Raw genomic sequence first — 23260 nt, 5'->3', positions numbered from 1 at the left:
ACGGTTGACGACGTGAGCACCCAGGACACCCAGGAAACCCAGGACACCCAGGACACCCGGCTCGACGCCGGCACCTACGACGTACTGCGGGCCCGGATGTCCGCCGCCGCCACCGAACTGGCGGCCCGCGCGCAGACGCTCAACGCCCGCCGCATCGAGACCTTCGGCGGCAGCGAACTCGCCCTGCTCGCCACCGAACGGGTCCGCACCGGGCGCGAGAGCGTCCCGCGCGACATCGTCCAGGTCGGCGGCGTCCTGCTGGCCGGATACAACCCGCGCGGCACCGGCGCCTCCGGCACCGAGAACACCGCGATCGGCGACGTCTTCGGGCTGCACCGGCTCAGCGCCGGCGGCGCCGACGACGGCCACTTCCTCCCCGCCCCGCCCGACGCCGTCCCCGGCCTGCTCGACGACCCCGCCTTCCAGCGCGACTTCGAGAGCCTCTACCGCTACTTCCGGCAGGCCCAGCTGCTGCGGCTGCGGCTCACCGGCGGCCTGCTGCTGGCCGTCTTCCGCACCGGCGACCGGCTCAGCGACATCCGCGTGCTGCGCTGGCGCATCCACCCCGACGGCACCCCGCAGTACCTGGACGCCAAGGGCGAGCGCGACCACGTCTTCCCCGAGCCGTACGACTTCGGCTGGACCGACACCGGGCGCGAGCAGCACATCCTGGGCACGCACCCGCATGTGAGCATCGAGGGCGCGCTGTACGTCGCCACCGTCGGCGGCCGGCTCACCCTCAAGACCGAGAACGACACCGACAGCGCGGACGGCATCCACCACGAGCCGGTGGACGAACCGCTCCAGTCCCTCGCCGACGCCGAGATCGCCTACGCCCGCGTCGGCCCGCTGATCCTGCTGCGCGTCCTGCCGTACAACGAGAGCGTCCACCGCTACCTCGTCTTCAACACCCGTACCCAGGACGTGGTCCGCCTCGACGGCATCGGCCAGGCCTGCCGCACCCTCCCCGACGACCAGGGCATCATCTTCCCCGGCGGCTACTACCTCGCCGCCGCCCCGCCCGGCGCCGCCGCCCGTACCTTCGAGGCCACCGACACCGCCGGGCTCACCTACGAGAAGGCCATCCGCTCGCCCAACGGCGAGGACGTGCTGTACGTCTTCCACGCCCCCGCCACCGGCCACACCCTCCTGCTGCCCTACAACCTCATCCGCAAGGAAGTCGCCAACCCGCTGCCCTCGCACGGCTTCGCGCTGTTCGACGACGGCACCCTGGCCATCAGCCGCGCCGGGAACGACGGCGAACCGGCCCTCGTGCACCCCGTGCAGGTGTGGCGCAGCCCCTTCACCTCCGACGCGTACGCCGCCGCCGCGCCCCCGGTGGGTGAAGGCCCGCTGACCCGGATCGGCAACGCGGAGCTGGTGCGCGGCATCTCCGACGCCCTCACCGTGTCCCGCCTGGCGAGCGAACTGGCCCCCGGCACCGCCGTGTTCGAGGCGATCACCGCCGCCTGCGACCGGCTGACCGACCAGTACCACTGGCTGGGCCTCGACGGCCTCGCCGGTCTCGACGAGCCCACCGCCACGCTGCGGGCCACCGCCGAGCAGGTCATCGACGAGTACCAGCGCGTCCAGGAGCAGCGGGCGCGGGCGGCGAAGGAACTGGCCGAGGCGGGCGAGCACGCCGAACGGCTGATCCGGCGGGCGCGCGGCGAAGCCCCCAAGGGCGCGGCCGAGTGGGTCACCGTGCTCACCGAACTGCGCCGCGCCCAGGGCCACACCGAGTCGCTGCGCGAGGTGCGGCACATCGACCTGGACGCGCTGGCCGCGATCGGCGAGCGCCTCGGTGAGTCGCTGGCGGCCACCGGGCGGCGCGCGGTCGCCTTCCTCTCCCGCGAGGACGCGTTCGACGACACCCGGGCCGCGATAGCCGAACTGACGGAGCGGGCGGCGGCGGTGGACAGCGTCGCCGTCGCCGACCCGCTGCTGGAGGAGATCGGCGAACACGCGGACGGCCTGCGCATCGTCACCGATGTCATCGGCGGCCTGGACATCGCGGACGCCACCGTGCGCACCGGGCTGCTGGAGCGCATCGGCGAGGTGATGGGCGCCGTCAACCGGGCCCGCGCGGTGCTGGACGGGCGGCGCCGGGAACTGCTGGAGCGGGAGGGGCGGGCCGAGTTCGCCGCCGAGTACGCGCTGCTGGGCCAGGCGGTCTCCGGCGCCCTGGCCGCCTCCCGCACCCCCGAGGAGTGCGACGAGCAACTGGGCAGGCTACTGCTTCAGTTGGAGAACCTGGAGTCGCGATTCGGCTCCTTCGACGACTTCCTCACCCAACTGGCGGGGCAGCGCGAGGAGATCTACGAGACGTTCTCGGCGCGCAAGCAGGCCCAGCTGGACGAGCGGGCCCGGCACGCCGAGCGGCTCGCCTCCTCCGCGAACCGCATCCTGTCCACCGTCACCCGGCGCGCGACCGCGCTGCCCACGCTCGACGACGTCAACGCCTACTTCGCCGCCGACCCGCTGGTGGAGCGGGTGCGCGCGACGGCAGGCGAGCTGCGCGAGATCGGCGAGACCGTCCGGGCCGAGGAGCTGACCGGCCGGCTGAAGGCCATCCGGCAGGAGGCGGGGCGGGCGCTGCGCGACCGCGCCGACCTGTTCGGCGCGGACGGGACGGTGCGGCTCGGCCGGCACAGCTTCGGCGTCAACACCCAGCCCATCGACCTGACGCTGGTGCCGCAGGACGGCGCCCTGTCGTTCGCGGTGACCGGCACCGACTACCGGGCGCCGGTCACCGACCCGGAGTTCGCCGCCACCCAGGACTTCTGGGACCAGCCGCTGGCCTCGGAGTCCCCGGACGTGTACCGCGCGGAGCACCTGGCGGCCACGGTGCTGTCCCAGGGGGCGGCGGGCGAGAGCGAAGCGGAGCTGCTGCCGCAGGTGCGCCGCACGGCGGAAGCGGCCTACGACGAGGGGTACGACCGCGGCGTCCACGACCAGGACGCGGCCCGCATCCTGGCCGTGCTGCTGCGGCTGCGCGACCACGCCGACCTGCTGCGCTACGGGCCCGAGGTGCGTGCCGCGGCCCAGCTGTTCTGGGCGTACGGCGCCACCGACGCCAACCGGCGGGCGTGGACCACCCGCGCCCAGTCGCTGGGCCGGGCGCGCACCGCCTTCGGGCAGGTCGCGGCCGTGGAGCGGCTCGCGGCCGAACTGACCGCCGCCATCGAGGCGTTCCGCGTCGAGCACGCCCTGCCGCCGGCGCCGGGCGGGGACGCCGGCGGCTACCTCTTCGAGGAACTGGCGCTGGCCACCGGCCACACCCCGCGCTTCGCCACCAGCGCCGCGGCCCGCGCCCTGCTGGAGGACTTCCGTACGGCACTGGGCACCGCGGGCACCAAGGAGTTCGCGCAGGACGTCGTCTCGCTCGGCGACGACCTGGCGGCCCGGCACCAGCTGGTGACCGCGTGGCTGACGGCGTTCACCGAGTCGACCGGCCGCGAGGCGACCGACCTCGCCGAGGCGGCCGTGCTCGAACTGTGCGGCGAGGACGTGGAACACCGCGCCATCGACGCCCCGCTCACCGCCCGGGTGGACGGCCTCCTCGGTGCGCACCCGCGCGTGGCCTCCGGCGAACTGCCGCTGCGACTGGATGAGTTCCTGTCCCGTACGACGGAGTTCAGGACACACCGGGTGCCCGCCCACCGGCAGTACATCCGGCGCCGCAACGCGCTGCTGGACGCCGAACGGCGCCGGCTGCGGCTGGACGCGTACCGCCCGCAGGTGATGTCGGCGTTCGTGCGCAACCGGCTGCTGGACGAGGTGTATCTGCCGCTGATCGGCGACAACCTCGCCAAACAGCTGGGCACGGCGGGCGAGGAGCGGCGCACCGACAGCCAGGGCCTGCTCCTGCTGCTCTCGCCGCCCGGGTACGGCAAGACGACGCTGATGGAGTACGTGGCGGCCCGGCTCGGCCTGGTGTTCGTGAAGGTGGACGGCCCCGCGCTGGGCCACGACACCACCTCCCTGGACCCGGCGGCGGCTCCCGACGCGGCGGCCCGGCGCGAGGTGGAGAAGCTCAACTTCGGCCTGGAGATGGGCAACAACGTCTTCCTCTACCTCGACGACATCCAGCACACCTCGCCGGAGCTGCTCCAGCGGTTCATCCCGCTGTGCGACGCGCAGCGCCGCATCGACGGTGTGCGGGTCGGAGACGGCGAGGCCGTCACCTACGACCTGCGCGGCAAGCGCTTCGCGGTGTGCATGGCGGGCAACCCGTTCACCGAGTCCGGTACCCGATTCCGGGTGCCGGACATGCTGGCCAACCGCGCGGACGTGTGGAACCTCGGTGATGTGCTCTCCGGCCGGGACGAGTTGTTCGCGCTGAGCCACATCGAGAACGCGCTGACCGCCAACCCGGTGCTGGCCCCGCTGGCGGCACGCGAGCGCTCGGACGTGGACCTGCTGGTGCGGCTGGCGCGCGGCGACGAGTCGGTGACGGCGGACCGCCTCGCGCACCCGTACGGGGCGGCCGATCTGGAGCAGATCCTGTCGGTGCTGCGGAAGCTGCTGTACGTGCAGCGCACGACGCTGGCGGTGAACGCGGCGTACATCGCCTCGGCGACGCAGGACGACGCGAGCCGCACGGAGCCGCCGTTCCGGCTCCAGGGCTCGTACCGCAACACCAACAAGCTGGCGGAGCGCATCGTCCCGGTGATGAACCAGGACGAGCTGGAGGCGCTGATCGACGACCACTACCTGGCGGAGGCGCAGACCCTGACCACGGGCGCCGAGGCCAACCTGCTGAAACTGGCGGAACTGCGCGGCCGGCTCGGCCCGGAGCAGCAGGCGCGGTGGGAGCGGATCAAGCTGGCCTACGCGAGGTGATCGTCGCTTCGCGTGTCCGGCTGCTACGTCGGTGTGACAGAACGCGGATATGCGCTTCCTAGGGTGGATGTCAGTTCGATGTAAGGAACCAACGGGGAGATTCACGTGTCACACCGCAAGAACCTCTGGCTGCGCGCCGCCGCTCCTGCCGCCGTCCTGGCGCTGACGCTGACCGCCTGTGGCAGCGAGGACAGCGACAGCTCGGGCGCCGGATCCGGATCGGACCAGGGCCAGGAGCAGGACACGGACCAGGACGAGGACCCGGCGGAGGACGACTCCGCCGGGGACGACGACGCGACGGAGGGCTCCGGTGGCAGCCTCGCCCTGGGCGAGACCGCGGGGCCGCTGCCGTACGAGTACAGCGAGGCCGCGGCCGAACTGGAAGTGACCGTGCAGAAGCTGGACATCGGCGACATCGCCGATGTCGAGGCGCTCGACATCTTCGACCCGGAGGACATCGAGGGCACCACGCCGATGTACCTGTACACCGACTACGCCCACGTCGGCGGCGAGGACCTGGAGTACGCGCGGCCCAGCCTGGAGCAGTCGGCGCGGCTCGCGACCGGTCAGTTCATGCCTTCGGTGATCATGATCGGCAGCATGGACATCCCCGGCGGCTGTCCGGCCGCCGAGGACCCCAGGACGTTCGCCGAGGGCGACGTGTGGAACGACTGCAAGATGTACCTGGTGCCGGACGGCAGCGAGCTGACCGAGGTCACGTGGACCGCGGCCGATGACGCCGAGTACACCTGGGCGCTGAACTGATCCGCTGAGGATCCGAGCGCGTCATGCGGTGGCCGCCGGCCTGCGGGCCGGCGGCCACCGTCCTGTGTCGGGCGCCCCAGGTCGGGCCCCGTGTCAACCGAAGGTTGACGCCCCAGGACTGTCAACCTAAGGTTGACGAATGACTGACGCCGAACGCACTCAGATCAACCGCTCCGTGCGCCTCGACGACCTCATCGAGGCCATCAAGAAGACCCACACCGACTCGCTGGAGCAGCTGACCAGCGCCGTCATCGCCGCCGACCACCTCGGCGACGTCGCCGACCACCTCATCGGCCACTTCGTCGACCAGGCCCGCCGCTCCGGCGCCTCCTGGACCGACATCGGCAAGAGCATGGGCGTCACCCGGCAGGCCGCCCAGAAGCGGTTCGTCCCCAGCGAGGGCGCCGCCCAGGACTTCGGACAGTTCACCCCGCGCGCCAAGAACGTCGTCATGGCCGCCCAGAACGAGGCCCAGGCCGCCCGCAACACGGTGATCACCCCCGAGCACCTGCTGCTCGGCCTGATCGCCGACCCCGACAGCCTGGCCGCCAAGCTCATCACCGGCCAGGACGTGCTGCTCGACGCCGTACGGCAGGACGCCACCGCAGCCCTGCCGCCGGCCACCGACGGCGAAGCGCCCTCGCTCGTCCCCTACGACGTACGGGCGCGCAAGGCCCTGGAGCTGACGCTGCGCGAGGCGCTGCGCCTGGGCCACAACTACGTCGGCACCGAGCACATCCTGCTGGCCCTCCTCGAACTGGAGGACGGGAACGGGGTGCTGTCCGGGCTCGGCGTGCGCAAGGAACGGGCCGAGACCGAACTCGTCGAAGCACTCGCGGTGTTCCTGGAGCAGAAGCAGGGCTGAGCGCCCTCTCAGGGCAGGGCGGCGGCCCACTCGGCCAGCGCGGTGAAATCCGCACCGCCCAGCCCGCGCGCCGGATCCACCCCGTGCAGCAGCGCGGGAGCCGGGTGCCGCTCGCGGACGAACACGGTGTCCGCGTCGGTCGGTTCGTCGTCCACCCAGGCGAACGGCCGGCGCCCCGCGTACGCCAGCAGGGTGCGGGTCTTCCAGTGCAGCGGCGCGGCGCGCGGCGCCGCCAGGAACGGCACCGGCCCGAAGTGCACATGGGGCAGCGGCGGCAGGCCCAGCACCGTACCGATGAAGGAATTCGCCTCGTCCTGCCAGGTGGTGCCCCACACCAGCTCGTACGTGCCCGCCAGCCGCAGCAACTCCGCGCCGTGCGCGGGGTTGAGCCGCACGAGCAGCGAGCGCCCCGGGTGGCGGGCGGTCCAACTGGGCGGTTCCATCCGATGGGAGCCGTACCCGGACAGGTCCTGTTCCGGTCCGGCCGCGAAGGGATTGAGTGGTCCGTCGACATCGAGGAAGAGCACCGGACGCGTGTCCACGCGGGGGACCGTAGCAGCGGGGGGCGCCCGGTGGAAGAGTTGCCCGCCCCCGGGGGTGTCACAGCCTGAGGTCATGACAGGGCAGGAGGGCGGCCTGGATCGCCGGAGCTTCCTGGGCGCGTGCGCGGCGGCCGGGGCCGGGATGACGGGCGCCTGCTCCCTGTGGGGCGGCCAGGACCCCGAGCCGGCGGGCGAGGCCGACCAGCCCGGCGACCCCGGCTGGCGGATCACCGACACCGGGGCCGATGACGCCATTGAGGGGTACGCCGATCGGGTGAGCGTGGACCCGGGGGAGAAGTTCGGCCTCTACGTCTCCACCCCGGCGCCCGCGTACCGGGTCTCGGCCTACCGCATCGGCTGGTACGGCGGGGCGCAGGCCCGCCGCGTCTGGCGCTCCGAGCCGCAGCCGGGCGCGGTACAGCGGGCCCCGTCGTTCTTCCCCGCCACCGGCACCGTACGGGCCGACTGGGAACGCGGCCTCTCCGTGTCCACCGAGGGGTGGCCCGAGGGCGCCTACCTGCTGCGGCTCGACGCGGAGGGCGGGGACCGCGGACAGCGGTACGTGCCGCTGGTGGTGCGCTCGCGGGAGGCGGCCGGCCGTACGGTCCTGCTGCACGCGCCGGCGACCTGGCAGGCGTACAACCGCTGGGGCGGATACAGCCTGTACGAGGGCAAGGACGGCGGGGACCGCACCCGTGCCCTGGTGGTGAGCTTCGACCGGCCCTACGACAAGGACGGGGCCGAGAAGTTCCTGGCGTACGAGCGGGCCGCGGTGGTGCTGGCCGAACGCCTGAACATCCCCCTGTCGTACACCACGGGACTCGATGTGGACCGCGACCCGGAAGTCCTGCGGGACGCCGCGCAGGTGGTGATCCTGGGCCACGACGAATACATGACCCCTGCCCAGAAGGCCCATCTGCTCGCGGCCCGGGACGCGGGCACGAACCTCGCGATCCTCGGCGCGAACACCTGCTTCCGCCGGGTGCGCCTGGACCCGACCCCCCTGGAACCGAAGCACACGGGCGACCGCAGAATCGTCGCCTGCTACAAGTCGGCGTACACCCAGGACCCCAACCACGGCCACCAGGACGCCCTGGTCACCACCGACTTCCGCGCGGCCCCGGGCGCCGACCCCGAATCGTCCCTGACCGGCGTGCTGTACGAGGGCTACCCGGTGGACGCCCCGTACGTCGTGCACCGCCCCGAGCACTGGGCCTTCGAGGGGACCGGGGTGCGGGCCGGGGACGCCTTCGACCACCTGGTAGGAGTCGAGTACGACCGGGTGACCCCGGCGGCGCCCACCCCCGAGGGCATCGAGATCGTGGCGCACTCGCCCCTGGTGTGCAACGGGACAGCCAGCCACCAGGATTCGGCGTACTACACCGTCGACAGCGGCGCCGGGGTCTTCGCCGTCGGCACGATGCGCTGGGTGGAAGCGCTCATGGCGGGCACGGACGAGAACGGCGGCAACCACGGAATGGACGCGCGGACGGGGGAGTTCGTGACGAAGGTGACGGAGAACATCCTCCGCACCTTCGCCAACGGCCCGGCCGCGCACACCCACCCGGCGCACGGCAACGTCCCCGAGGTGTACGGCGACCAGACCTGACCTGACCCCGGGGGCCCTACCGCACGATGGCCTGCACCTCGCTCACCGTGATCTCATGCGTCGTCTCGAACACCCCCGACGGCAGCGAGGCCCCACTGCCGTCCGACCCCTCCCAGGAGATCTCCCAGGTGAGCGAGGCCGTCAGCCCGTAGGAACCCGTGGCGTGCGTGGCCCGCAGATAGGTCACCCCGCACGGCGGCTCCTCCCCGGACCGCCCCCGGCTGTACGGCTCCCCGATACTCCCGTCGCCGCCGACGGCGCACTCACCGGACGCCGGATGCAGGCGGGCATCGGACGTGCCCGGCTCGATGGTGAGCGTGGTGGGCGTCGCGGTAGTGGTGGCCCACAGCCCGTAGTCATCGAGGGACGCGGTGACGGACACCGGCTCGAAGGCCGCCTGATCGAGCCACACCCAGGTCGCGAGATTGACGGTCTGGTCGCCGTCCGGATTCAGCTCGATGTCGGTGTCGGGAACGCGGGTCTGTTCGTAGGCGAGCTCGGCGAGAGTGGCAATGTTCACCACGCCGGGAACGTCCGGGGGCGGATCGCCGAACTCCACGAAGAAGGTGCGGTATTCGCAGGCCAGCTGATCCTCGATGGGGTAGGCGTCATTCCTGACCACCTGCCAAAACATTCCCTCCCCCTGCTTTTCAATGTTGTAGTTCGGATACTCTCCCTTTTCACCGTAGGAGTCCTCGAGACTCTCCCGGAGCAGGTCCTTGTCGTCCTGTGGCCAGCCAGAACTGTAGAACTCGCGGGAAAGTTCGGCCCAATGCGCCTGGTATTCCTCGGGTGTATACATCGGAGCGTAGTAGCAGGCGGGCGGCGTCCAGGATGTATCGACGCTGGTGAGTCCTCCGCTCCCACCAAGGCCGTTGCCGCTGTAGTTGATTCGGACCCCCTCGGGCTTTCCGACACTGGCCTCGATGGACTTTCCATCGGCGTTGCCTGAGGGGGTGTTGTCCAGTCCATCTTGCAAGTCCGCACCGGCCGCCGACGGAATGGCGACCACGGTAATAGCCAGGGCGGTGATGGCTGTGACCTTCCTGTTGTGCCTGTGCCTCACTGGCATTCGGCATCCTCTCTGAACAGCTCGTATTCGACGGTCTGCCAGACGCCCTCGTCGTTCTGCTGCATGCGTGCCACGTACCGAGAAGCCGGTGATCCGGGTTCGGCTTCTTCCACGGTCTCTCCGGTTTCGAAGTCAATGGTGTAGATATCACTGAAATCTCGGCAGAAGCTGATCGTGGCGATCCCTTCCTCGCGAAGAGTGACATTGCGATTGAAGTAGGTGGCGACTCCTGCGGATGAATTCCCTGTCTGATACACGTTCTCCAGAAGGTCAAGCGTGCTGTAAAGAGCCTGATCGGCGACGTAATACCTCAGGGATGGCCGCTCGTTGTCGTAGCTGACGATGGCCTCTGCGACAGCGTCTTGAAAACCCTGATTGTCCAGAAGAATCTCATCGATGGCAGGATCGCCTGTGAATTCATCCGCATAGACGTTCTCGTAATTACCGCCCAGGTCGATGTCCGGGCGCCCCTCCCGGCCCTCATCGGCCGGGGGGTCCTCCGGCTCGTCCTCGGGCCCACCCGGTTCCTCGGTCGTCTCGTCGACCCCCGGAATGTCGTTGCTGGCGTCGCCGTTGTCGCTTCCGCCGCAGGCGGTCAGCAGCAGGGCGGTGGCCGCGGAAGCGGCGATCAGGGCGGTCCTGGTCCGGCGGCGGGTCACGGCGGCTCCGTATCGGCGGGGTTTGAGTGCTTTGAACCCTCACCCTACGAACTCGTGCCTGCACCGTGCGACCCCGGTCCCGGAGGTGTTACCAACCCGTGGTCCGGCCCCCCACCATGACACCCGCTCCGCCCCGCTCCGCCCCGCCCTGCGCCCCGCGTCGTTCAGCGGGTGTAGTGCCGGATGCTGCTCAGTACCGACTCGATGACGTCCGGGTCGACTTCGCCGTCGTGGCCGGTGTCGGCCACCAGACCCCATCCCACCAGGTCGGAGTTGGGGCTGAGGTAGGAGACGGCGATGGACATTCCGTCGGTGACGGGGCAGTCGCGCTCGGGGATGCCGTCGGGGACATCGGTGATGGTCGCCCGGACGATGTGGCCGGTGATGCCGTGTTCCGTCTCGAACGGTTCGGGCTCACCGACGTTGAAGGAAGCCGTCCTGGTCTGGTCGTAGTTGGCCCACAGCAGGTTGCCGGCGATGATCTCGGCGGCGTCCGCCGTGTCCGTCGCGCCCTGCGCGCCCCGGGTGCCCGCGACCAGTCGGTGGCCCGGCTTGCCGCACTCCGTGTCGATGACCGCGGAGACGTCGGTGAGGCTGAACGCGTAGTCGGGGACGTCGGGGTCCTCGGGCTCCCAGGTCTCCCAGCGGAAACTGGAGTCGCGCGACGGCCCCCGCCAGTCGGGGGGCACGTCGAACGCCGTGTGCCACCGGTCGCTGAGGACCACCTGCCAGTCATCCGCGACGACGGGAAGAGGCTCCTCGGACTCCTCGACCGGCCGTCGTGGGTCCTGCGCGGAGGGGGCCCGCGGCGTCTGCTCGTCCTCGGCTGCCGCCGCTCCGCCGTCCCCGTCCTCACCGCTGTCGCGGGTGAGCACCACACCGACGGTCACGGCCAGGGCGGCCACGGCCACCCCGGCGACCCCGAGCAGCGCCGCCTTTCGGCCCCTGCCCGGCGGTGGCGGCACCGGCGTGGGTGCGCCCGGCCAGCCGTGGGGCATGGTGGGCTGTTGATACGGGTTCTGTGTCCGGTACGGGTCCTGGCCTCCGTGAGCCCCCCACCCGGAATCCTGTGCTGATCCCATGAGAGGAACTCTAGCGAGCCGGTACGGGGCGGCCACCGGCGCCGGGTCCCGCGCCCACGACGCGGTGAAGGCGGGGCGGGCCGAACGATCCGGAGGTGACCAACCGTCCGCAGGTACCGGTTCGGTGGTGCGGGCGCAGGACTTCGCCCGGCGCCCACCCAACGGTGCGCTCGTGGGCGGGTATTGGGCCGGACACCGCGCGAGCGCGTCACGGGGTTCCCGTAGGCACCGATGTCACCTGGCATGAGCGCCGAAGCAGGTCGGTGCTCGCTTCCCGCGTCCTTCGAAGAGAACGGGAGGCGGCCGGTTGCTTTCGGCAGCGGGTGGCGATGCGTGAAGCCGATCAGCCTTCGTACGGGCGGATGCTGCTCACGATCAGCTCAATCGTCTCTGCCGACACCGCGTGTTCATGACCGGTATCGGCCACCAGCCCCCAGGAGACGATATCGGCGGAGGAGGTGATGAAGGAGACACCGATCGCCCGCCCGTCGGTCGAGGCGCATGCACCTTCCCCGTGCTCGGGGGCGCCGGAAGAGGTCGAGTAGGCGATGTGTCCGTTGACGCCGTGCTCGTTCTCGAAGGGCTCGGCCTCCGTGGTGGTGAGGTCGCCCTCCAGGGCTTGGTCGTACAGCGCCCAGGCCAGATTGCTGGAGACGGATCGTGCCGCTTCCTCCGTACCGCTGACGCCCTGAATGTAGCGGGTGCCGACATAGGCGATTCTTCTGCCGTCGCACGCCGTCACGGCCTGACTGGCGGGATCCCGCAGGGTGTAGGCCCACTCGGAGCCGTGTTCCTCGGGGTCGTCCGCCGGCCAGAAGGTGTTGCTGCCCTCCTCGTGGACCTTCCACTCGGGGGGTACGTCGTAGGCCATCCCGCCCCGAGGGCTCAGGACGACCTGCCAGTCGTCCGCGACCACCGGCTTCTCCGGATCACGTGCCGGGACGCGGGGATCCGCGGGACCGCCGGGCTGCCAGGGTTCGGCGGTGGCGTCGTCGGTGACGCTGTCCTGTGCGGAGCCGTTGTGCCACCGGCCCCGTTCACCGCTGATCACCAAGTACGCGACGAGTGCTATGCCCACGATCAGACCGAGGATGGCCAGCACCAACAGCGGCTCGCCGCGCCGTGGCGCCTTCCCCGTCGGCGGGGGCGGACCGTGCGGAGGGGGCGGCGCTGACGGCGAGTGGTATCCCGGCCATGGTCCCGACGGGCTGTCGCGCTGTGTCATGCTCGCGATCGTAACCAGTGAGGGAGAGCTGTTCCCCGGTGGCCCGTCACTCGCTCTCACGGCAACGTCCGGCTCGCTGTGGGAACGGCTCACAGAAATTGCCGCTTCTCAGCCGCCCGTCCAGCTCTCAGATGACGGCCCGTCGCAAGATCAGTGCGGCTGGACGGAGGGACACCGACACGGAGCACCGGCAGGTCGGCGCCGTCAGCGGGTGCGCTTGGCCGCCCTGAACGCTGCGTAGCCGATCAGTGCGGCCGTGATCGGGAGGGCCAGCCAGCCGAGGCCGACGATCAGCCCGGCTTGGTCGTGGGTCTGGTCGAGTGCGCAGTAGAACCCTTTGTCGCACAGGTAGGGGCCCTTGTAGTCGCGCGGGGGCACCGCGCCGATGAGGACGGAGAGCGACGCCGTGATGAGCGCGATGCTTGGCGCCACGAGCAGTGCCGTTCCCGGAAGGGTCAGCCGCCTGCGGCGCTGGATGGCCCAGACCGCGCCGGCGATGCCCAGCGGAACTCCGGCCCCGGCAGACAGCAGAAAGCCCAGTGGTCCCCCGGGCCACTTATGGGCCAGCGCGACGTAGTCCTCCTCGAGCAGGCGCGAAGACGTGAGCACCGTGATCAGCCACGCAACGAACAGCAGCGCTCCGCACATGCTGGTCACCAGGTCGGCGCGTTCGCGCGGTGTGTCCCCGCCGATGCTGCCCGCCAGTACGACTCCTCCCCCGATCAGGGCGGCCACACCGGCGGCCAGTCCGGTCGCCGCCGCACCTGGGTTGTTCTCCAGGAACAACCCCAGAAGAGCGACGGAGGGCGAGCCGTCGGACCTGGGGATGGGGATCGACACCAGCAGGGTGAGAAACGCGAGACCGCTGACGAAACCCGCCACGAACCTGATCCAGCGAGTCGCCAGGAGTCCGAGACGCCACCGCGGGCCCACCCGGTGCGGCCACTTGTGGGCCACACCGCAGAACACCGCGACCAGCACACCCAGAGCACTGAGAAGCCCGAGGGTGACAGCGAAACCTATCGGGCCGCCGAGCCAGCCCTCAGCCGTGGCAGTCAGGGTCTCCTCCACCGCCAGGACCAACGGCATCGCACCCAGGATTCCCACGAGCGTGATGACGACAAGCCACGACGAGGGGGCCGAGGTGGTTTTGGCCATGGGTTCCCTGTCTCACTGGAGGTTCGAAAAAGTCCAGCCACGGAGCCACAGCCCTTGGCCCGTAGGCACGGGGGCCGCCGCAGCGCCTGAGCCGGATGGACATGTTTGGCGAGGAGGCTACCTGCGGGCCCTGGCGGACCGGATGAGAGCAATGAGCACCAAGACCCCAGCGATGAGAAGTGTCAGCCACCCCAGTGCCACTGTCATGGTTGCGTCTCCGTCGGATTGGTCGAGACGGCAGTAGAACCCTTCGTCGCACAGCGCCGGGCCCGGGTAGCGGCGCGGTGCCAGGGCGGCGATCAATACCGACAACGCCGCTGCCGTGACAGCGACGCCTGCCAGGACGAGTGGCACCGCACCCCAAGGGGTCAGCCACCGCCGTCGGGTCCAGGCCCACACGGAACCGCCCGCACCCAGTCCGACCGTGGCACCCGCACTGATCAGGAATAGCCGTGGCCCACCGGGCCAGCTCTCGGCCATGTCGTAGTAAGTCTCCTGGAAACGGAACGCGCTCGCGAGGATGACGAGCAGGATGCCCAACCCGGTGCCGATGAGAACCTGAGGAATGACGGCTGCCCACCGGCGGTTCGCGTCCGATGCGAACAGATATGCCAGCATGAGCGAAGCCAGCCAGGTCGTCACACCCAGGGCGGTGAGCCCCCACACCCAGGCGCCGGATTCGTGTACCTCCAGCCAGCAGCCCAGCTCGTCGCAACCGCTCGGGTCGCGGTCACGCGGTGGCATGGCGCTGATCAGAACGACCGTACTGATCAGCGCCACCACGGCGCCGATCGTGGTGATCACGTACCGCACGGGCGGGTTCAGCTGGGATTGCCAAGGGGACCGCTGTGGCCAGGCGTGGACGAGCCACGCCGCCGCCGTGGTGGCAACGCCCAGTGCCCCGATCAGGCCCAGGGAGACGAGGAACACCACCGGGCCGCCCGGCCAGCCCTGAGCCCAGGAAATCAGGCTCTCCCGCAAGGCGATGGACAACAGTACGGCAGCCACAATGCCCACAGCCAGGACGGCCGCCAGAATCAGGGCGATGCGGTTCTCTTGTCTTTTGTCCATGTTCGAGCCGTTCAGTTCAGATCGTTGGTTCCGTGACCCGCAGCGTCTCCAGCATCTGGTCGGTCCACTGCTCGATCACATCGTCGATGACGGGCTCCCGCCACAGCGCGGTGGCGGTCACCAGATCCGTACGGCCGGGTGGCCTGATTCCGTAGATGAGGCTACGAATGACCGGACGTCCGCCGAACCAACTGCGCTTCTCACCGAAATAGTTCTGTCGAAGCCGCACGGCCGGGCCCGCAGGGAGGTCTGCGTGCTGGATGTGGGGTTCACCCAGTTCCCGGACTGTGCAGATATCGGCGAACCATTCCAGCGTGGGCTCGGGGTCTCCCTCCTCCGGATAGATCGTCATGACCTCCAGACCCACATCCGAGCTGTCCATGCCAGGGGGGTAGCAGAGGAAGGCCAGGGCGAGGTCCCGGCCCCTGTAGCCCTCCGCCCGACTCGCCATCTCGCGGGCGATTCGATCGGGGTTTCCGGTGAAGCCCCGGGAGAAGTCTTCCCCGGCCTGGGCCGTCTCCTCGATCAGCCGCTCGGCGTGTGGCCTGGCCCAGCTGTCGAGGTCGGTGTCCGGTTCGAGTGGCACCGGGAACCACGGCTCGGGGTAGTCCAGTGTGATGACGGGCGGAATCCTCATGCGGTACTCATTCCCCTCCACGTAAACGCCTTGGCCACCGCGTCGAACAGCCCGACGAGGGCGTCGGCGATCATATCCAGGGGAGTGGAAAACGACAGGACCAGGAACGAAGTGGTGCCGGGCACGGGCAGGTAGTAGTCCACCGCGGTGCTGTACACCACCTCGCCGGTCGTTTCATCACGGGCTGACTCGGTGCGGCTGCGGGTGCGTACGGCTGGCCCCGAGGGCAGGTTCTCGACTGTCGCCTCCGTTCCGACCGGGCCGTGGTGCGCCAGATCTCTCGACACCTCTTCCAGGGAAGTGTCCGGCTCACAGGCATCGGGTGCCAGCGTGACCAAGAGGCTGGCAGGAAGGGTGATCGGACCGGCCTCCTGAAGACACAGGTACATCTCGATACCGCCGTTGCCGATCGCCCGGTCGGCCTCGTCGAGCAGGGCGTCGCGGGCTTGTCGTTTCGCGTGCGGCTGGTTGTCGGTGCCTTTGAACTGCCGTTCCAGCAGAGCGTCCACGGAACGGGCGCACTGTTCGGGATCGAGCGGGATGCGGTACCAGCCGTCCGGAAGGATCAGCGAATAGTCACTCGGAGTCTCCGCCGGCGCAGAGGCTGTCGACGGCGCCTCCGCCGGCCGTCCCCGGTCCACTCGCTGTGCGGGAATCGTCATGGTGTTCTCCTCACAGTCCCCGGCCGACGGCCCACCAGGCCGCCCCCGTTGCGATACCCGTCGTCGCGGCCCAGCCCGCCACCTGGGAGTTGAAATTCTGGGTCGCGGCCTGCACCGCGGGGTGACGGAGAACCTGGGCCGGCATTCGGCTGAACTCATCGGCGACCTGGCCGATGTTCCTGTCCGTCCGGCTTGCGATGGACGTCAACGGGTTGCGCATGGAGGACGGCATCGGAAGGCTGCTCATCCGGCGGGGCGGCATCGCATCGATGGCCCGGCGCATGGCCGCGCCACTGGGGGCGTTGATTCCAGCGTTGCTCATCGCCTGACGCACATTGCCCGTTCTGCGGGCCGCGGTCGTGTATACCTGTCGGGCCGTCGCCCTGGCAGCACCCGCTGCCAGCCGACCGCTGCGCAGGAATGCGGCACCGACGCCGAAGCTCGCCACGCCGACCACATCGAGCACAACATCCAGCAGACTGCCATCTCCTGAGGCGTACTGGACCACGCTGTTGATCAGGGATACGACACTGGCCGTGATAGCGATGATGGTGAGGACTTGTCCCAGAATCGGGACCCAGCCGAGGAACAGGGACAGGACTCCGGCAACGGCAGCTATTCGGCCGGCCCAGGTACCGACGACCGACAGTGCGCTGCGGAACTTGTCCCAGCCGCTGTCCTTCATCCCGTCGTTGTTGATGACCTCGCGGATGGCTCCCGCTGCGGCGTCGGCCGCGTTGTCGCGGATCTGCTTGGCGGTCGAGATCAGGGTCCGGGCGGAACTCAGTGTCCCCTCCGCCGCCTCCTGCTTGTCCTCCAGCCGCGTCTTGTCGGGGTCATCGTCCTCGACGTCGTCGTCCAGCGCGTCAAGGGCATTGGTGGCCGTTCGCAGCTCCTGGTCGGCTTCCTCGGCCTCCGACAGGGCCCGGTCCGCCTTCAGCTGGGCGCGGTGCAGTTCGGAGGCGTACTCGGTGTGGTCCTCGTAGTCCTCGCCGAAGTCCTTGACCTCGGTGCCCAGCGCCTTGGCCGCCGTGTCGTAACGGTCGAACGCCTTGCGCAGCCGTTCGCTGGTGCCGTCGGCCTTGTCCTTGAACTCGGCGGCCGTGGGTGTGTTCCAGTTGTCGACGCTGGCCAGCGCCTCGATCTCACTGGCCTGCTGCTGGATGGCGTCCGCCATCTGCCGCAGTTCCCTGCCGAGGGTCGCGACCTCTTCCGGATCGCCGGGGACCGGGTCGCTGGACTCCCCGACGAGTGACCAGTCGCCCCCCGCGGATGACCTGCTCACGATGCCCCCTCACGCGCCGCGTCGTTGTCCCTGAGTGCCTGTGCCAGTTCGCGGTCGATGCCCTCGTACATCTCGGCGGCGCCGGCCACGATGTCGCCCAGTGCCTTCAGTTCGTCGGTGAGCTTGCCACGCCGGATGCTCCAGTTGTCCTCGAAGTCGTCGAACGCGTCGAGCAACGTGGTGGCGCCCAGTTCTGACTTGCCATAACCCTCGGCAGGATTGGCCGAGTTGGCGAAGGTGTCGTGAATCCCCAGAATCGCGTCCGCGCACTCGCGGATACGTTCGAGGTCGGCCCGCATCTGGTCAGTGTTACCGCCCATGCCGGCGGTCCCCCTTATGGAACATGTCGTGAGGTTGAGAGTGGACAACGATGGCCCGCTGGGGGGCGGCACGCCGGAAGACCGGTGCGCCGCCCCCCAGCGGGAGGTGAGACGGTCGGGCGGCTCCGCCGCCCCGCAGGGGTCAGCTGCCGCTGACCGCCGCCGCGAAGTCGATGTCCTGGCCCTCGAAGCCGTCGGCGGCCATGATCAGGAAGTTGCCCAGGCCACCCATGCTCTCCAGCAGCTGCGTGACGTTGGTGGTGAACTCCTCGTACACCTCGTCGAACGCCTCGGACGCCTGCGGCGTGTTGAACCCCTCTGAAGTCAGGTCGTTGACCTGGGACTTCAGCTCTCCCAGCTCTCGCTCGAAGCGCTCCTGCTCCGCCTGCAGATGCGCGCCGAAGTCCCGCATGTCATCGGGTGTGAGAGAAAGCTTGTCGGTGGCCACAGTAGGCCCCTTTCCTCGATGTGCGGCACCGTCCCCGGCGACCGCGAAGAACGGTCAATGTGGTGGCCGAGCGGCCCCCGTGTTCCGCACCTCAGGGTACGTCGGTACGCCGCGCGGGCACATGGCTTGATGCCGTCGTGGTACATGGCTGTGACAATCGTTGGGTCGGCCCATGACAAGGTGGTCGCAGACGGTCCGGAACTCGCCCCCGAGGCGCGTGGGCCAGTCGGCTAAGTTGGCCGACATCACGAGCGAATCCCCCACCATTCGGAGAGTGAGCAGTGCGGCTGTCCCTGACCGTCGTCGATCCGGTAGCGGGCCACCGAGTGGACGGCGTGCTCGACGCCGACCCTCAGATCGCCGTGGCCGATCTTGTTCCCGAGTTCCTGGGGCTGCTCGGCGCTCACGCGCAACAGCCCGCGGACGTCATGGTGTTCGTCGACGGTGCGCCGGTGGACCCCGCCCTGTCGCTGGAGCGGTCGCCGCTGCGTGAGGGCGTCGTGGTGAGCCTGCGCGATCCGGCGGGCTGCCCGCCGTTGGAGCCGACGGGGATAGCGGAGCTGCGTGTGGTCGGTGGCCCCGCCGCGGGGGCGGTACACCGCCTGGGCGTGGGACGGATCGATATCGGCCAGGGAGCCGTACCCATACGTGTCAACGACCCCGAACTCGCCGGACGGGCCCTGACGCTGCGCATCATGGCGGACGGCACGGCCTCCGTTCAGGCCCACGACACGGCCATCACCATCGACGGAGTGGCCCCGCAGGACCCGGGGGCACGGCACGACTGGCCGCTGGGCGCCCAGATCGCGGTGGGCAACTCGCTGCTGGAACTGACCCCGTACTTCCCCCCGGACGCCGCGCTGAAGGTGTCCGACGACGGTGTCGGTCTGGACTACAACCGCCCGCCCCGGCTGCATCCGCCGGAGCAGCCGGACCATTTCCGGCTGCCGAAGAAGCCCGCCGATCCGGAGCCCCGGCCGCTGCCGTGGATCACCGCGTTCGTCCCCCTGGTCGGCTCCGTGATGCTGGCCATCATCCGGGACCGCTGGATCTTCCTGCTGCTCGCGGTGCTGACCCCGATCATGCTGTTCGGCAACTACTACTACCAAAAGAAGCGTGGCGGTAAGAAGCATGCGGAAACGGTCAGGGAGTACAAGGAGACCAAGGAGCGGATCGAGCGGGACGCCCAGGCGGCGTTGATCGCCGAGCGGTACATCCGCCGTCACATCGCCCCTGATCCGGCCACCGTCCTGTCCGCGGCCACCGGCCCCCGTACCCGCTTGTGGGAGCGCCGTCGCACGGATGAGGACCATCTGCTGCTGCGGGTGGGTACGGCTGAGCTCGATTCCGCTGTGGTCCTGACCGATCCCGAACAGGACGAGCACCGCCGTGAGGTCACCTGGCGGATCGCGGACGCCCCCGTCACCATTCCGCTGGCCGAGCACGGCGTCGTCGGTTTCGCCGCCCCCGGGGACATGGCCCGTGCCATGGGGCGCTGGGCGGTGGGGCAGTTGGCCGTCCTGCACAGTCCGCTGGATGTGCAGTTCTACGTCCTGACGGATTCAGGTGGACAGTCGAGCTGGGAATGGCTGCGCTGGCTCCCGCACTCCAGGCCGACCGCGGATCAGGACGCCCACGTCCTGATCGGCAACGACGCCGAGACGGTGGGGGCCCGGCTTGCCGAGCTGAGCTCCTTGCTGGAAGGCCGTCTCTCCGCGAGCCGCAAGACCCGGGGCAAGGGGTCCTTCGGCGACCCCGACATCGTGATCGTCTTCGACGGTTCACGCCGGCTGCGCTCGCTTCCCGGGGTGATCCGTCTCCTCAAGGAGGGCCCGGGCGTCTCCATGTACTCCCTGTGTCTCGACGACGAGGAGCGCTTCCTGCCCGGGGAGTGCCAGGCGGTGGCGGTGGCCGAGCCGCGCGACACCGGCGCGGGTCACGCCGCGTGGGAGTTCCAGCCCGGCTACCAGCTCCAGGCGTACCAGCAGTTCCAGCGCTACGGACAGCCCCCCGCCGTCACCGGCCAGCCCCCGGGCGCCGGGTTCGGAATGCCGGGAGCGCCGGGCGGGCCGCCCGCCTGGCCGGGGGTGGGACAGACCTCGCAGCCGGCTGCCGCCTCCTTCGACCGGCTCCGGGTGGAACAGGCCAAGAAACCCAGGATCCGGGGCGTGCGCCCCGATCTCGTGGCGCCGGAGTGGACGGATCTGCTGGGACGTTCGCTGTCCCCGCTGCGGGACATCAGTGCGGAGGCGGAGGACGCCGGCCTCCCGGCGGCCAGCCGGCTGCTCGACGTGCTGCGGATGGAGCCGCCCACGGCCGGCTCCGTCATGGCCCGCTGGCAAGCGGGGGGCCAGTCCACCGTCGCCGTGCTGGGCGAGTCGTACGACGGCCCGTTCGCCATCGACCTGCGGCGGGACGGACCGCACGGACTGATCGCCGGTACCACCGGCTCCGGCAAGTCCGAGCTGCTGCAGACGATCGTCGCCTCACTGGCGGTGGCCAACACCCCCGAGAACATGACCTTCGTCCTGGTGGACTACAAGGGTGGCGCCGCGTTCAAGGACTGCGTGCAACTGCCGCACACCGTGGGCATGGTGACCGACCTGGACAACCACCTGGTGGAGCGGGCCCTGCGGTCGCTGGGAGCCGAGCTGACCCGCCGGGAACACATCCTGGCGGAGGTGGGCGCCAAGGACATCGAGGACTACCAGGATCTGTGCCGGCGCGAGCCAGGACGTCACCGGCCGATGCCCCGGCTGCTGATCGTGATCGACGAGTTCGCCTCGATGGTCCGCGAACTGCCGGACTTCGTGAAGGGCCTGGTCAATATCGCTCAGCGAGGGCGTTCGCTCGGTATCCACCTGCTGCTCGCCACTCAGCGTCCCTCCGGTGTGATCTCGCCGGAGATCCGCGCGAACACCAACCTGCGGATCGCGCTGCGGGTGACGGACCCCGCGGAGTCCACCGACGTCATCGACGCGCCCGACGCCAGCATGATCGCCAAGAACACGCCGGGCCGCGCTTACGTGCGACTCGGCCACGCCTCGCTGGTCCCCTTCCAGTCCGGCCGTGTCGGTGGCCGGCGTCCCGGCGCCGCGGACCCCGCGATCGCCCGGCCCTGGTCCACGGATCTGCTGTGGCCGGGCCTCGGTCGGCCCCAGCAGAAGCGCCCTGCGGGCGGCGGGCGGGCGCCGGAGGACGTCAACACCGATCTGCGGGTGCTGGTGGAGACCGTGATCGACGCCAACCAGCGGCTCGGGCTTCCTCCGCAGCACAGCCCGTGGCTGCCACCGCTGCCCGACCGGATCCTGCTGAGCGACCTGCCCCGGGCCCAGGCGTCCGGACCGCTCGCCGCGGTCCCGTACGCCATCGAGGACCTGCCGGAACAGCAGAGCCGCCGCGCGCTCGCCATCGACTTCAAGACCTTCGGTCATCTGCTGGTGGCGGGTGCGCCCCGGATGGGCCGTTCCCAGCTGCTGCGTACCATCGCGGGCTCCATCGCGCTGACGCACTCCAGCGAGGACGTCCATCTGTACGGATTCGACTGCGGCAACGGCGCGCTGAACGTTCTGACCAAGCTGCCGCACTGCGGCGCGGTGGTGGCGCGCAGTCAGGTCGACCGGGCGAAGCGCCTGCTCAAGAGGCTGGAGGAGGAGGTCCTGCGGCGCCAGGAACTGCTCTCCCAGGACGCCCTGGCGGACATCACGGAGCAGCGGCAGGCCGCGGCTGACGGGGAGCGGCTGCCGCACATCGTGGTGCTGCTGGACCGTTGGGAGGGCTGGACGGCGACCCTGGGGGAGATCGATCTGGGTGCCCTGACGGATCAGCTGCAGTTCATCATGCGGGAGGGTGCCAGCGTCGGCATCCACGCGGTCATCACGGGGGATCAGCGGCTGATGGCCGGGCGGATCAGTGGTCTGAGCGAGGACAAGTTCGTCTTCCGGATGGCGGATCGCACCGACTACGCGGCGGCTGGACTCAACGCGCGGAAGCTTCCGGAGAACATGCCGCAGGGGCGGATGTTCCGGGCGGTTTCGGCCGGGGAGAGCCAGGTCGCCGTGCTGAGCGAGGACATGAGCGGTCAGGGTCAGGCCGCGGCGCTGACCGAGATCGCCGAGCGGGTCACCCGGCGCGACGCGCAGGTCGCCCGCGCCCGGCGGCCCTTCCGGGTGGATGTGCTGCCGCAGCGGCTCACCTTCGACGCGGCCTGGGAGATGCGCGACCCGGCCGCCTCAGACGCTCCGCTGTGGGGCCTGGTCGGGGTGGGCGGCGACGAGTTGACCGCGTTCGGCCCGGATCTGGGCACCGGGGTCCGCAGTTTTGTCATCGCCGGGCCGGCCAAGTCCGGCCGCAGCACGGTGCTGCACCTGCTGGCGATGTCCCTGTTGCGCAAGGGAGTACGCGTGGTGGTTTCGGCGCCCCGGGAGTCGCCCATGCGTGATCTCGAGGGCCGGCCGGGCGTTCTGGCGGTGCTGACGGAGGCGGAGATGAGCGGAGCCGAACTGCGGGAGGTGATGGGGACGTCCTCGCGTGAGGAGCCGATCGTTCTGCTGATGGACGACGCGGAGGATCTGCGCCGGTGCAAGGCGGACGAGGAACTGCGGGCGATTGTCACGCGGGGCGGTGAGACGGGCCGGGCCGTGGTGGTCGCGGGCGACGCCGAGAGTGTGTGCGCCGGATTCACCGGCTGGCAGGCCGAGGCGAAGAAGGCCCGCCGCGGTGTGCTGTTGTCGCCGCAGTCGCACCGGCACGGCGATCTCATCGGGGCGAAGCTCTCCCGCAGTGTGGCGGTCGCGCAGCCCAAGCCGGGCCACGGGATTCTGCATCTCGGTGACGGTGTGCCGATGACGGTGCGGATTCCGGTGCCGTGAGCCGATCGCTGTCGCCGAGCTGTTGCCCAGGTGTGACGCCAGGAGCGTTGTTGTGTCTCCGGAGCTGCTGATAGCGTTTCGACGGCTTTGCTGGAGAAGTGAAGATTGCTTGTTTGCTCGGGGATTTCGATGGCGGGGATGATG

Annotated in this window: 17 protein-coding genes; 5 read left to right on the top strand and 12 right to left on the bottom strand. The window is 70.0% G+C overall.

Features of this window, described 5'->3' with window-relative positions; genetic code table 11:
* Positions 1 to 12 precede the first annotated feature (12 nt).
* From SXIM_RS08355 to SXIM_RS08345, 3 genes are all read left to right on the top strand, one after another.
* The gene (locus tag SXIM_RS08355) at positions 13 to 4845 is read left to right on the top strand and encodes a DNA repair ATPase (RefSeq protein ID WP_046723488.1); all 4833 of its coding nucleotides are present in this window, start codon (positions 13 to 15) and stop codon (positions 4843 to 4845) included.
* A 105-nt stretch (positions 4846 to 4950) separates the two neighbouring features.
* The gene (locus SXIM_RS08350; protein ID WP_046723487.1) at positions 4951 to 5610 is read left to right on the top strand and encodes a hypothetical protein; all 660 of its coding nucleotides are present in this window, start codon (positions 4951 to 4953) and stop codon (positions 5608 to 5610) included.
* Between the two features lie 139 nt (positions 5611 to 5749).
* Positions 5750 to 6475, top strand: a complete 726-nt coding sequence (locus SXIM_RS08345) for a Clp protease N-terminal domain-containing protein (protein WP_030725253.1) — start codon at positions 5750 to 5752, stop codon at positions 6473 to 6475.
* Between the two features lie 8 nt (positions 6476 to 6483).
* Here SXIM_RS08345 and SXIM_RS08340 read toward each other — a convergent pair whose 3' ends face one another.
* Positions 6484 to 7017 (bottom strand): HAD domain-containing protein, encoded by a 534-nt coding sequence (locus tag SXIM_RS08340; protein WP_030725255.1) that lies wholly within the window; start codon positions 7015 to 7017, stop codon positions 6484 to 6486.
* Positions 7018 to 7090: 73 nt separating this feature from the next.
* Between SXIM_RS08340 and SXIM_RS08335 the strand changes: the two genes are divergently transcribed.
* The gene (locus SXIM_RS08335; RefSeq protein WP_107073914.1) at positions 7091 to 8626 is read left to right on the top strand and encodes a N,N-dimethylformamidase beta subunit family domain-containing protein; all 1536 of its coding nucleotides are present in this window, start codon (positions 7091 to 7093) and stop codon (positions 8624 to 8626) included.
* A gap of 16 nt (positions 8627 to 8642) precedes the next feature.
* Here SXIM_RS08335 and SXIM_RS08330 read toward each other — a convergent pair whose 3' ends face one another.
* From SXIM_RS08330 to SXIM_RS08280, 11 genes are all read right to left on the bottom strand, one after another.
* Complete coding sequence (locus SXIM_RS08330; protein ID WP_148236082.1) at positions 8643 to 9692, bottom strand: hypothetical protein; 1050 nt, start codon at positions 9690 to 9692, stop codon at positions 8643 to 8645.
* Positions 9689 to 10357 (bottom strand): hypothetical protein, encoded by a 669-nt coding sequence (locus SXIM_RS08325; protein WP_030725261.1) that lies wholly within the window; start codon positions 10355 to 10357, stop codon positions 9689 to 9691. Before SXIM_RS08325 ends, SXIM_RS08330 begins: the two co-directional genes overlap by 4 nt.
* Before the next feature lie 164 nt (positions 10358 to 10521).
* Positions 10522 to 11355 carry a DUF8017 domain-containing protein gene (locus tag SXIM_RS08320; protein ID WP_030725264.1) on the bottom strand — a complete coding sequence of 278 codons (834 nt, stop codon included), beginning with the start codon at positions 11353 to 11355 and terminating at the stop codon, positions 10522 to 10524.
* A gap of 427 nt (positions 11356 to 11782) precedes the next feature.
* Positions 11783 to 12664, bottom strand: a complete 882-nt coding sequence (locus tag SXIM_RS08315; RefSeq protein ID WP_148236081.1) for a DUF8017 domain-containing protein — start codon at positions 12662 to 12664, stop codon at positions 11783 to 11785.
* A 204-nt stretch (positions 12665 to 12868) separates the two neighbouring features.
* Positions 12869 to 13822, bottom strand: a complete 954-nt coding sequence (locus SXIM_RS08310) for a hypothetical protein (RefSeq protein WP_046723480.1) — start codon at positions 13820 to 13822, stop codon at positions 12869 to 12871.
* A gap of 117 nt (positions 13823 to 13939) precedes the next feature.
* Positions 13940 to 14893, bottom strand: coding sequence for a hypothetical protein (locus SXIM_RS08305; protein ID WP_046723479.1), 954 nt, complete (start codon positions 14891 to 14893; stop codon positions 13940 to 13942).
* A gap of 16 nt (positions 14894 to 14909) precedes the next feature.
* Positions 14910 to 15530, bottom strand: coding sequence for a hypothetical protein (locus tag SXIM_RS08300; protein ID WP_046723477.1), 621 nt, complete (start codon positions 15528 to 15530; stop codon positions 14910 to 14912).
* Positions 15527 to 16192 carry a hypothetical protein gene (locus tag SXIM_RS08295; RefSeq protein WP_246156856.1) on the bottom strand — a complete coding sequence of 222 codons (666 nt, stop codon included), beginning with the start codon at positions 16190 to 16192 and terminating at the stop codon, positions 15527 to 15529. Before SXIM_RS08295 ends, SXIM_RS08300 begins: the two co-directional genes overlap by 4 nt.
* A 10-nt stretch (positions 16193 to 16202) precedes the next feature.
* Complete coding sequence (locus tag SXIM_RS08290) at positions 16203 to 17477, bottom strand: putative T7SS-secreted protein (RefSeq protein ID WP_053116135.1); 1275 nt, start codon at positions 17475 to 17477, stop codon at positions 16203 to 16205.
* Positions 17474 to 17776, bottom strand: a complete 303-nt coding sequence (locus SXIM_RS08285; protein ID WP_234389860.1) for a hypothetical protein — start codon at positions 17774 to 17776, stop codon at positions 17474 to 17476. The genes SXIM_RS08290 and SXIM_RS08285 overlap by 4 nt, the downstream gene beginning before the upstream one ends.
* A 163-nt stretch (positions 17777 to 17939) precedes the next feature.
* Positions 17940 to 18245, bottom strand: a complete 306-nt coding sequence (locus SXIM_RS08280; protein ID WP_030725286.1) for a WXG100 family type VII secretion target — start codon at positions 18243 to 18245, stop codon at positions 17940 to 17942.
* A 281-nt stretch (positions 18246 to 18526) separates the two neighbouring features.
* Between SXIM_RS08280 and SXIM_RS08275 the strand changes: the two genes are divergently transcribed.
* Positions 18527 to 23116 (top strand): FtsK/SpoIIIE domain-containing protein, encoded by a 4590-nt coding sequence (locus tag SXIM_RS08275; RefSeq protein WP_046723473.1) that lies wholly within the window; start codon positions 18527 to 18529, stop codon positions 23114 to 23116.
* Positions 23117 to 23260 lie beyond the last annotated feature (144 nt).

The sequence above is a fragment of the Streptomyces xiamenensis genome, from assembly GCF_000993785.3.
Classification (GTDB): Bacteria; Actinomycetota; Actinomycetes; order Streptomycetales; family Streptomycetaceae; genus Streptomyces; species Streptomyces xiamenensis.
This window is presented reverse-complemented; position numbering and strand designations above follow the sequence as displayed.

What these genes read in the sequence shown, in the direction of transcription:
- SXIM_RS08345 (WP_030725253.1), top strand. Translation starts at nt 5,750, where the DNA reads ATGACTGACGCCGAACGCACTCAGATCAACCGCTCCGTGCGCCTCGAC.
- SXIM_RS08335 (WP_107073914.1), top strand. Translation starts at nt 7,091, where the DNA reads ATGACAGGGCAGGAGGGCGGCCTGGATCGCCGGAGCTTCCTGGGCGCG.
- SXIM_RS08320 (WP_030725264.1), bottom strand. Translation starts at nt 11,355, where the DNA reads ATGCCCCACGGCTGGCCGGGCGCACCCACGCCGGTGCCGCCACCGCCG.
- SXIM_RS08315 (WP_148236081.1), bottom strand. Translation starts at nt 12,664, where the DNA reads ATGACACAGCGCGACAGCCCGTCGGGACCATGGCCGGGATACCACTCG.
- SXIM_RS08310 (WP_046723480.1), bottom strand. Translation starts at nt 13,822, where the DNA reads ATGGCCAAAACCACCTCGGCCCCCTCGTCGTGGCTTGTCGTCATCACG.
- SXIM_RS08305 (WP_046723479.1), bottom strand. Translation starts at nt 14,893, where the DNA reads ATGGACAAAAGACAAGAGAACCGCATCGCCCTGATTCTGGCGGCCGTC.
- SXIM_RS08300 (WP_046723477.1), bottom strand. Translation starts at nt 15,530, where the DNA reads ATGAGGATTCCGCCCGTCATCACACTGGACTACCCCGAGCCGTGGTTC.
- SXIM_RS08295 (WP_246156856.1), bottom strand. Translation starts at nt 16,192, where the DNA reads ATGACGATTCCCGCACAGCGAGTGGACCGGGGACGGCCGGCGGAGGCG.
- SXIM_RS08285 (WP_234389860.1), bottom strand. Translation starts at nt 17,776, where the DNA reads ATGCGGGCCGACCTCGAACGTATCCGCGAGTGCGCGGACGCGATTCTG.